The organism is Micromonospora sp. NPDC005413 (genome assembly GCF_040606435.1).
Taxonomy (GTDB): domain Bacteria; phylum Actinomycetota; class Actinomycetes; order Mycobacteriales; family Micromonosporaceae; genus Micromonospora.
On the sequence record NZ_JBEXEV010000008.1, the window covers coordinates 106,458 to 116,983 of the forward strand.

General features: G+C 70.2%; 6 protein-coding genes. 3 read left to right on the forward strand and 3 right to left on the reverse strand.

Translation table 11 applies throughout. From position 1 onward, the window contains the following. Positions 1-70: 70 nt before the first annotated feature. From ABZS37_RS12540 to ABZS37_RS12550, 3 genes are read right to left on the reverse strand one after another with little or no spacing between them, the layout of a single operon-like run. Positions 71-4,066, reverse strand: a complete 3,996-nt coding sequence (locus tag ABZS37_RS12540; protein WP_355168291.1) for an AAA domain-containing protein — start codon at positions 4,064-4,066, stop codon at positions 71-73. Further along, positions 4,059-4,475: a hypothetical protein gene (locus ABZS37_RS12545; RefSeq protein WP_355168293.1), complete on the reverse strand. Its 417-nt coding sequence runs from the start codon at positions 4,473-4,475 to the stop codon at positions 4,059-4,061. The genes ABZS37_RS12540 and ABZS37_RS12545 overlap by 8 nt, the downstream gene beginning before the upstream one ends. After that, positions 4,472-6,934 carry an AAA family ATPase gene (locus ABZS37_RS12550; RefSeq protein ID WP_355168295.1) on the reverse strand — a complete coding sequence of 821 codons (2,463 nt, stop codon included), beginning with the start codon at positions 6,932-6,934 and terminating at the stop codon, positions 4,472-4,474. The genes ABZS37_RS12545 and ABZS37_RS12550 overlap by 4 nt, the downstream gene beginning before the upstream one ends. 94 nt (positions 6,935-7,028) lie before the next feature. Here ABZS37_RS12550 and ABZS37_RS12555 point away from each other — a divergent pair, with 94 nt between their 5' ends. Genes ABZS37_RS12555 through ABZS37_RS12565 form a run of 3 tightly spaced genes read left to right on the forward strand, consistent with a single transcriptional unit; the run spans position 7,029 to position 10,479 of the window. Continuing rightward, entirely contained in the window at positions 7,029-7,838 is an 810-nt protein-coding gene (locus ABZS37_RS12555; protein WP_355168297.1) for a hypothetical protein, read from the forward strand. Next, positions 7,835-8,965 (forward strand): hypothetical protein, encoded by a 1,131-nt coding sequence (locus tag ABZS37_RS12560; protein WP_355168299.1) that lies wholly within the window; start codon positions 7,835-7,837, stop codon positions 8,963-8,965. Before ABZS37_RS12555 ends, ABZS37_RS12560 begins: the two co-directional genes overlap by 4 nt. Further along, positions 8,962-10,479 carry a hypothetical protein gene (locus tag ABZS37_RS12565; RefSeq protein ID WP_355168301.1) on the forward strand — a complete coding sequence of 506 codons (1,518 nt, stop codon included), beginning with the start codon at positions 8,962-8,964 and terminating at the stop codon, positions 10,477-10,479. The genes ABZS37_RS12560 and ABZS37_RS12565 overlap by 4 nt, the downstream gene beginning before the upstream one ends. Positions 10,480-10,526: the final 47 nt, after the last annotated feature.

Genomic DNA, 10,526 nt, shown 5'->3' on the forward strand with positions numbered 1-10,526 from the left:
GCGAACGCTAACCCGATGACTGTTTTGGCAGACGGACCCGCCCACCATCTCCGCGCGTCTCTCCTGAGTCCTAGCGAGGCGTCCCACTGTTGCGCGCGTCCTGGATCGCGAGCCGAATGGCGGCGTTGATGCGCTGACCCCGGCGGCGGAAGCCCAACTCCTGCATCGCCTCCGTGATGATCTGCTCCTCCGTACGCAGACGCCCGTCGCTATTGATCCACGCCACCAAGCCGGCGAGCTGCCTTCGGCTGTACTCGGTGATGGGGGCGCCCGGGTAGAGCTGGGGCTTCGGCATGCTTCGGATTGGTGCGGTGGGAGACGGCGGGGCACTCTCCGACCGTGGCCGCACGACCGGCCGCTTCACCGCCGCCGGTCGGCTCGCCTCGGCGACGGCTGCGTCGTAGGCCGCCTTCACCCGCGCGACTTCCTGGTCCCGATTCCGGAACCAGGCGGTGGACCAGATGCGATGGAAGCGCCAACCGAGCCGCTCCAGGTGCTCCTGTCGCAGCCGGTCGCGGTCGCGGGCGGTCGGCGACGAGTGGTAGGTGGCCCCGTCCGCCTCGATCGCCAGCACCATTTCGCCCGGCCGGTCGGGATGCTGGGCGGCGAAGTCAATCCGGTAGCCACTGGCGCCGTACTGAGCGACGAGTGGAATTCCGGCCGCCGTCAGCCGGTCCCGCACGTCCGCCTCGAATGGATTGAGTGTGGGCGCGGTGCCGACGGCGGACAGCCGCTCGCCCTGGCTTTCGGCGTACTCCAGGTAGCTGCGCAGCAGCTTGGCGCCATGGGCGTTGAGCTTGTTCGGGTCCAGGTCGCGGGCGCTGAACGAGCTGACTACCGTGGCACGCTGCCGCGCCCGAGTCACCGCAACGTTGAGGCGCCGGTGTCCGCCGTTGTTGTTGATCGGCCCGAACCGATACAGCATCCGGCCGTCGGGCCCCTTGCCGTAGCCGACCGACAGAATGATCGCGTCTCGCTCGTCGCCCTGCACCCGTTCGATGCTCTTAACGAAGAAGGGCTCCTCGCCCCGCTCCTGAAAGAACTCGTCGAAGCCGCCGCGGTCGATCAACGCACGACGCAGGGCCGCTTCGATCCGCTCGGCGTGCTTGATGCCCATGGTGATGACGCCCAGCGACTCGTCCGGGCGCTTCTCCGCGTGCTCCAGGATCAGTCCGACGACCCGGTCCACCTCGGCGCTCACCCGGTCGCCCGGCCCGTAGCCGACCGGGTTGTTGTCGACCAGGACGTGGGTCAGGCAGCCCTCCGTGGCGGCGCCCGGGAAGGTGACCAGCTCGTTGCCGTTCGGCGCGTAGATGTGCAGGTTGGAGAAGGCGATCAGTCGCTCGTCCCGGCTTCGGTAGTGCCAGGCGAGGTGCTTGTTCTGTGACAGCGGGAGCGCGGTGGCGAAGGCCTGGAGCAGTGACTCCACGTCGTCGGTCAGCGTCGTCTCGCCGTCTTCGTCAGCGACGGAGTCGTCGTCGCCACTGTCGAAAAACCGGGTCGGCGGCAGCTGGTGTTCGTCGCCAGCAACCACAATCTGCCGGCCCCGCATGATCGAGGTGATGCCGTCGACGGGCTCGACCTGGCTTGCCTCGTCGAAGATGACGACGTCGAAGAGGCGCTGCGCCGGTAGCACCTGGCTCACCAGTAGCGGGCTCATCGCCCAGCAGGGCTTGACGGCCAGCAGCACCTCCGGCGCTGCCCGGAACAGCTCCCGCACGGGCAGGTGCCGGGCCTTCTTGGCGGCCTCCTTGCGGACGAGCTGTTGCTGCTCTGGGTTGGCGTCGAGCGTCGCGACCAGGTGAGCCGCCGCAGCGCGGCGGATTCGACCGGGGGTCGCTTCGATGTGCTGATGATCGGCCCGCTGGAAGTCGCTCACCGCGGCCGTGAGCAGCTCGGCGTTTAGACCCGCATAACGGGCATCGGTGAGGGCGATGTGATCAAGGATGGAGTGCAGCCAGGCGTACTCCAGCACACGCTCGGCCTCGGTGGCGCCGACCCGGCGCTCCGCCAGCTCTGCCAGTAGCGCGTGCAGATTCCACCCCAGCAACGCCGCCCGTAACTCGTTGTGCCGGGCCACCCGCTGCAACCCCAACTGGTCGCCGGCCAGGGCGGAGAGCTGTTGCTGAAGCCGCTCTGGAGCATCGGTGAACGTGGCGGGCAAAACCGCTTCCAGCACTGCCAGGGACCGGTCCAGGTGATCCGCGTTGGCGAGCGCCGCCGGCAGGCAGTCGGCCCCGCGCGGCTGGCTGCCGTTCTGGCAGCATTGCTGCCAACGGTCGCGCTGGTCGGCCACGGCGAGCAGACCGGCGTGTAGTTGTTTGCGGGCAGGCTTGTCTGGGCTGGTCCAGAGGGCGCGGACCTCCTTCAATGCCGCCCGCCGCTCCAGCCAACCGAGCGACACCATGGTCGACTTCCGGCCGCGCCGGTCGGCCGTGGCGGCGATCCAGCGGTCGAGGTCGCCGGCGAACACCTCCGGCGTGAAGCGGTCCAGCGACCCGGTGACGTCGTGGACGAGGGCGAGCAGGTCCCGCCAAGCCGTCCGAGTCTGCGGCGGTCGCAGCCCACAGTCACCGGTCAGCGTGCGCAGCAACTGCTGCGTTTCGGGGAGAATCTCGTAGGCGGCCTGCCCGGCCGCCGCCATGACCTCTGGGACCGCCGCTGTCGCCGCGCCGGTCGCGGCCTGCCACGGGCTGGATGGCATGGACCGGTCAAAGGCGCCAAGACGCGCCAGCTCGCCCACGGCCCGCCAGAGCTGCTCGGCCATGGCCGGGTCCAACCGCTGAAGCATCGGCGCCCGCCAACGGAATGCCGTGCGGGCGCCGGCCCCGAGCGCGATCAGTCGCTCCTGGATTTCGTACGCCGACATGTCCCACGGCGCGTGCCGCCGGTGCAGCATGTGGCCGTGGGCGACGAGCTGCTCCCGCCGGGCGAGTAATTGCCGGCCGAGGTCCTGCAGTTGCGGCTGCCGCTCCTGTGCGATGCGCTGCAAGCGGCTGCCCAGCGCCTGGGCCAGCTCGCGGCGGCTGGTTCCGCCGCCGTGCAGGTTGATGACGAGGTCGTCCAGGTCGACGGAGGTAAGGCGGTTGAGCACCGCGTCGATCGCGGCCCGCTTCTCGGCGACGAAGAGCGTGGTACTGCCGCGCGCGGCGAGCGCAGCGATGATGTTCGCGATCGTCTGACTCTTGCCGGTGCCCGGGGGACCCTTGATGACGAGATGCTGGCCGGCGACGACCGCGTTGATCGCGTAGCTCTGCGACGAGTCGGCGTCCAGCACCAGGAACTCGTCACCGAGCGGGACGGTGTCCGGAGTCGCGGGAGTGACCGAGACCGGTGAGGCAAGCGAGGTGCCGGCCGCGACGTCGCCGGCAAGCGCGGCGATCACATCGCTCTCGGCCAGCAGCTCGCCGTTCTTCTCGATGTCCTGCACCATCGGCAGCTTCTCGTAGAGGAACGTGCCGATGACCTGCGTCGAGGCGGCGACGAACTCCGGCACCCGCGATGCCGCACGGTTGAGTCGGGTGAGCAGCTCGCTTGGCGCGAAACCGACTTCGGGCAGCTCGGCCAGTAGCTCGTCCTCGGTGATGGTCACGCCGTAGTCACGGGCCAGCTTGAACAGCAGCACCGGGTTGACGATGGGCGAGGCTTCGACCCGTAGCCGGAAGTCGGTCTCGGTAGCGGTCGTCGCGTCGATCTGCAGCGGGTGCATGATCACCGGTGCGCGGGGTGTGCGGTCCGGCTCACGCCAGCTCGCCATGCCGGTGACGACGTAGCCGGCGTCGAGACCGCGCTCCTCGGACAGCTCGCGCATCTTGCCCCGAATGTTTCGAAGGCGGCGCTGCGCGTCCGCACGCGATTCCTGAAACGGGAAGAGCTGGCCGAGGGTCTGCGGCTTGCCGGAGAGCAGCCGGATGACCGCCGTCGGGTCGGCGGCGGCCAGGGCTAGCGTGCCGGCCTTCAGATCGCGGTAGTACAGCAGCCGGTTGTTGCCGGAGGTGTCGATCAGCGACTTGGCCCAGCGGTCCGCGGCCGCTGCCACTCGCCGCAGGCGCTCCACGTCAAGCATCCTCATCGACTCCCCGTTGCCGCACGACCTGCTCCACGGCGAGGTCGGTGATGATTGTCGCCACCATCTCCCGCAGCCGGCGCAGTTCCCCTGCGGTGAGACCCAGCTCGTAGCAGTGGTGGTGCCCGGCGAGGGACAGCGCCGACCAGGTGTATCCGGCCCGGGCGGCGGTGCGCCGGCCAGCGTAGCGGTCGAGGATCAGGAACTGCGGCGAGCGGGCGCGCATCGGCAACACCTCGGGGTGGCAGCGCCGCCAGTAGTCGTCCATGGCGGCCTCGAGCGCGAGCCGGAGCAACCATGCGCAGGCGCGGGGCCAGGCGCCACGGGTGCCGCGTACGACGCTGGACAGCAGTTGATCGGCGGCGTCCAGGCAACTCTGCGGCATCGTCACCAGCTGGCCGGCCGTCATCGCAGGTGCTCCGCGAGTCGGCGTGCGTCCCGGACCAGCACCTCGAGATCGAACGCGCCCGGTCCATGTACGCCCTGCTTGCAGGCATGGAAGGCGTCACCGGCCCACCTGCCGAACTGGTTGATCCTCGTGAGCACCTTGCCGCCCTGATGCATGTCGCCGAAGAGCGCCAGTGCGGTCACCTGGTTGAGCGTCAGCGCCTTCTCGATGAGCTCTTCCACCTCACCGTGCCGCTCACCGCGCGCGATCCGCTCCCGCCGGATTCGGTCGTGACAGGCGGCCTCCAGGGCCGAACGGCAGAAGCCGGACACCAGGGGATAGCGCGCGTTGTCGGCCAGCTCCTCTGCCTTGAGGATTGAGGTGGCGTCGTTGAGGTACCGCTCGATCGGGTCGCTGTTCTTCCGAATCTCCACCACCGACTCGTCGCGCCGGGTCACTGCCCAGATGGTGGCTTCGATGCGCAGCCGGCGTACCGCCTCGGGCAGCCGGTTGTCGTGGGTGAAAACCACGACTTGGCGGGTCTCCGCCAGGCTGGCGAGCACCTGGGCCAGGCCGTCGACCTTCGACGGGTCCATGCTCTGCACCGGGTCGTCGATGATGAGGAACCGGAACGGGCTGTCGTCGGCGCAGGCGCGAGGCAGGAACACGGACAGGCCGAGGGCTTGGAGCTCGCCCTGGCTCATGACGGCCATCGCGGAGGTGGTGGTGCCGTCGACCCGGGCGGGGAAGGAGATTTTGCGGTGTGTGTTGGTGCCGTCGAGCCGCATCCCGCTCGGTTCGACGTTGCTCTCCTGACGGAGCTCGTCCCAGATCTCCTGCGAGCGCTGGGCGAAGGGTTCGAACCGTTGGTCTCGCAGCTCCGTGATGGCAGTTTTCAGCCAGTCCCGTGCGGCGTTGACCCGCTTGAGCTTCGCGTCGTTCTGCACGCCGACTCGCGCCCGATTCAGCCAGTCCTGCAGCGAGACGGCATGCTCACGCCAGGCGTCGTGGCGCTGTCGCAGCCAGGCGCTCGTCTCATCCTGCAGTTCGGTGAACGCCTCGAGCATCGGCGGGTAGGCGGCCCGGAGGTGCGCGGCGTGCTCGTCGGAGGAGAGCTGGGCTGCGGCCGAGCGGAGCTCGTCCGCTTTCGCGCGGAACCGCTTCACCACATCAGGCTGGTCGAGCGCGTTGGCCAACGCCTCGAGGTCGTCGCTACTGATTCGCCGGTCCAGGTCGAGCAGCCGCGCGGCCCGGGCCTGCGCCTCCTGGAGCCGCCGGTGCCCCTCCTCGACATCGACGGTTTCGCGCTGAATCTGATGGATGGTGTCGCCGGCGCGAGTGCGCCAGGCGGCGTCCAGGGTGCCAGTTCCGCAGACGGGGCACGGGCGGTCGCCGTGTTCGTCGTGAAAGGTGACCGCCATCCGGAGCAGCTGTGCTGCCTGCTCTGCCGTCCCGGCGCGGGTGGCGGAAAGGTCGGCGACGTGCGCCGCCGCTGCGGTGAGTTCATCGGCCACCTCGGTGGTGTATGCCGCGTCGGGCAGCGCGACTGCGACCAGGCGGCGGGCCGCGATGGCGACCGGGTCGTTGGTGTCGCTACCGGCGTCGGCGAGCAACTGGTCGAGTGCCTCGAGGTCGGGAGCCCGCTTCGCGAGGAGCGCGACTGCCGCCTGCGCCCGCTGGTCGTCGACGCCAACGAGCGCGGTACGCAGCGCCTCGCGCGCCGTCTTGACGGCCGAGACCTGGCCACTCAGGTCCTTGCGCGTTCGCATCAGCCGCTTGTCGGCGTCGACGATCGGGTCCATGCCGAGGATCGGGGCCATGGCGTCGAAGAGCCCACTGGGCGTGGAGGTGACGAGCCGGGCGAGGTCGCTCGCGGTGAGGAACGGACGGTAGGCATCGAGGGGCTGCTGCCACCCCAGTGCCGCGGTGTCCGCGTAGCGGTTCCCGTCATCAGCCAGGACGTGGCCGACCCCCTGGTGTGCCTCGGTGTGGTCATCGCGCCAGGAGCGGCGTACTCGAATGGGTTTCGCGGCTCCTTCGGCCCGGAGCTGGACCTCGATCTCGCAGGGCGACCCGCAGTGCAGGTTGCGCCAGCCGTCCTTGAAGACGCTGTTGCGGTCGGCCCAGCGGGCGCTGTCGCCGGTGAGGGCGAGCCCGACGGCCTCTGCATAGCTGGATTTGCCGGAGCCGTTGCGGCCGACGACGAGGGTGAGCCCCGCGTGCGGCTGGAGCCGGAGACTTTGTTGTGGACCGACGCCCCGGAAGCCCGCGACGGTGATGGACTCCAGGTAGAGCGGTCGAGGCCGCGGGCGTAGGGCGGGATCGCGCTCGGGCAGGTTGACGGGCTCGCCGGCGAGCACCCGGTCGAGGGCATCGTCGCCGACATAGGCCGCAAGGACGAGGTCGACCACATCGTCGGCCACGTTGCTCTCAGCCAACCGGTGGAAAACCTGGTCAAGTAGGGATTGATCCCAGGCCATGCGGGTCTCCCTTCCAGGCGTAACCGTAAGTAGTGTTCCCGTTATCAACAATCCTGGTTGCGGGGGATTGCTGGGAAACACTGGAACTTGTAGCATGCTCGATGTGGCCGAGTCCATAGAGAACCTCGAACGTCGGATCGACGACCTCCGGGCGGCGGTCCGGCGGGCGGTCGTGGCACGCGACCAGGCCCGAGCCCGGGCACTGCGCGCCGAGCTACGGTCCGCCGAGCGCGACTGGGAGCGGGCCCTCACCGACCTGACTGACGGCACGCCGGACGTCGGTCAGCCTGCGGCGGATGAGACGCCCCTGGTGTCGGTGCGCGACCAGGTCCACCACGCTCTCACGCTCCTGTCCGCTCCCACCGCGCCGAAGCTCATCGCCGAGGTGCACAACGCCTTCTTCGGCTCCGCCGGTCCCAGCCTCGCTGCGGCCAAGCTGACCCACCTACGACGCGACGAGGAACGCTCGTTCCGCACGGCGCGGCACTCCCGGCCCTACTACCTCTGCTCGGCACTGACCGTCGAGCATCTCGCGCCGGCCCGTGGCCTGCTCGGCGTGTCAACCTGGCCGCTGGAGCGGCGCATCATCGGCCCGCTCAGCCCTCGGGTGGACTTCCTGACTGCCGCCATCAAGGTCGCCGAGCAGGTCGGGCGCATGCCGGAGCGGACCCTCACGGTGGCCCGCCTGCTACGCCGGTTCGCCACCAGCATCCCCGGCGCGGTCGACGGGCACGAGGCCGCGGACCCGACGATCGTCATCAAGGCCGCTCACGCCGAGCTGGAGGTGCACGCCGACGCCGACCGGGCGCAGCGCGTCGCGGCGGCGGACCGCGCCCGAGCCCAGCTCGACGAGGCGGAACAACTCTTCGGCAGCCGACTGCGGGTTATCAAGGGGTTGGCGTGACCAACACCAGCCAGCGGTTGGCCGGGATCCGGGGTGGCGTCGAGCCGGCCCGGCACAATGCACGCACCATCGCCGCGCTCACCGGCAACCCGGGCTGTGCTCGCCGGGCCGTGCTGGACTGCGCTGGCGTCGACAAGCAGCGGCTCGCCGCGTACGTCGACTACCCCGCGCGGTTTGGTCAGTCGCAGTTCGCCATCACCCGCGGCAACGTTTTCGAGGCGCAGGTCAAGGCCAACGGCTGCGCGGAGCTGCTTGGCCTGCTCCGTGACCTGCTCGACCTGAGCGTCCCCGAGGTGTCCTACGACGACCTCGAATCGGTGGCGGGCCGGGAGAGCCAGGATGTGCGCTACTCCCGTGCGAAGGCCCTACTCACCCGCGCAGCGGCCCAGGCCGACGGCGCCGGCACGCTCTTCGACCACCCGCTGCTGCGACTAGAGGTCGCCGGGCAGCGGGCCTACCTGGAACCTGATCTGATCGCGTTCCAGCACGACGGCCTCTTCCACGTCGTCGAGATCAAGTCGTTCGCCGTCATTGACGGGCAGGCCGACTCCGGCAAGGTAGCCGCCGCGGCCACCCAGGCCGCCGTCTACGTGCTCGCCATGCGGGAGATGCTCGGTGAGGCCGGCTACGACCCCGAGGTCGTCTCCCACGACGTGGTACTGGTCTGCCCCCGGGACTTCTCCAACCAGCCGATGGCCGTCCGGGTCGACGTGCGCAAGCAAATCGCCGTGGTACGCCGGCAGCTGACCCGGATGACCCGCGTCGACGCCCTACTCGCCGAGCTGCCCGCCGACCTGACCTTCGACCTGGCGCCCGACGACAAGGGTGTGCCCACCCGTTCCCCCGCCTCGCTCATCGCCGCCCTCGAAAAGGTCGAGGCGCGATACTCGCCGGAGTGCCTGGCCAGCTGCGAGCTGGCGTACCTATGCCGGCACGAGGCCCGGGGCTGCACCGCCGCCCTCGGCAAGGCGGCTCTGGAGGAGATGGGCGGCATCGACCGGGTGGAGATCGCCCTCGCTATCGCCCGCGACCAGCAGGCGCCCGCCGAGGACCAGCAGGAGGCCGCGGAGCTGCTGCGGGCCGCCGCCCGACTGCGGGCCGAGCTGATCAGCGGGGTGGCCGGATGACCACCCTCACCACCCTGGCGCGCGCCGAAGCCGTTGTCGAAGGCCGCGCACAGCGGACCACCCTGGTCCGCCACGTGCACGTCGCCGAGCGGCCCCTGGTCTTCATCCCGCTGACCATGGCCGGTGAGGCGAACGCGCCGCTCGCCGCGATGGTCGGCGACGACCCGGACGCCGCCCCGACGCTGCTGATCGTGCCGCAGCCGCGGAACCGGGATCAGCGCTTCGCCTTCGCCGCCGAGCTGGCCGCCGTCGTCCTGCCGTACGTCGACAGCTTCCGCGGTGAGCTGGAAGCGGTGTCGGTGAATCGGGGCAAGGACATCCGGATCCGGTACGCCGACGCGCCCCAACTGCTCGTGCCCAACCCGGGCGGCGCCGGCTTCACCCGCCTCTTCGGCCGCTCCACCCGGTTCCGACGGACCGACGGCGACTACGCGGTGCACCCGTCCGTGCCGCTGCTCGGCCGCTGGCTGACCTACTTCGCCGAGCGGGCCGAACATCCCGGCTCCTGCTCGCTCGTTGCGATGACGCAGGCGCTGACCCTGCACTGGGCGACCGGTCAGAGCCCGCTAGAAGACGCTCAGCTCGCCGCGCTCCTGGCGTGGATCGCACCGCCGGACGGCCTGACCGGCGCACAGGCGGCGGCCGCCGCCGAGGACCCGGTGACCTGGCCGCCGGCCGGCCCGGTTACCGATCCCAGCTTCGACAACGAGATCCTGGCGCCGGCAATGACCGCGTACCAGCGGGCGGTCAGCGCTGACTCGCTGGTCGACCGGAGACGCGCCGAGCTGGAGGAACTCCTGCGGTCGCAGCTCGAGCCGACCTGGCGGCTGATGTGGCAGGGGGTGTCGCTGCTGCGCGACCTGCCGGCCGGCTCGCGGGTCGACGGGCGCTGGGCCGAGGACCGCGACGCCTTCACGAACTTCACTGAGTACGTCGACGGGGGCGGTTTCCCCCAGGCCCGCCGGGACGGAGCGGTGGCGGCGGCCAAGCGGCTGCACCGACTCGAACGGGCCCAGGCCTCGTACGACGTGCAGCGCGCCTACGACGACCCGATGGTGATGGCCGACTACCGGCTCACCGGCGAGGCGTTCGTCGGCGAGGTGACCGCAGCGGACCCGACCAGGGTGGACAGCAGCGGCAAGAAGCGGATCCTGCGCCCCTGGATCACGGTCACCACCGCCGACCCCGTGCTGGTCACCCCGGGTACGAAGCTGTTCTCGCCCGACCGGCTCAGCAACCAGAAGGCGACAGTCGTCTCGGCGGCCCGCAACGACGGCGGCAGCGCCGAGGTGGTGCTGGAGCTGGCTGGCGGGATGGGCTCGTCGCTGACGCCGCCGCCGGGCAGCGTGCCGGGCGTGGGGGAGCGGCTCTGCTACACCACACTCACCGACGCGTTCTTCCCGGCCGGTGCCTTCCCGACGCGGGAGGAGACGCCGTGGACCCACGGCGGACCGCCCGCACCCTTCGACGACGGCGCCCCGACCGCCGAGGACGCGCGAGAAGAGTGGTCGTGACGTATCCGTCTGCAGCGGCGCTATCTAGAGACCAACCATTCAGATCC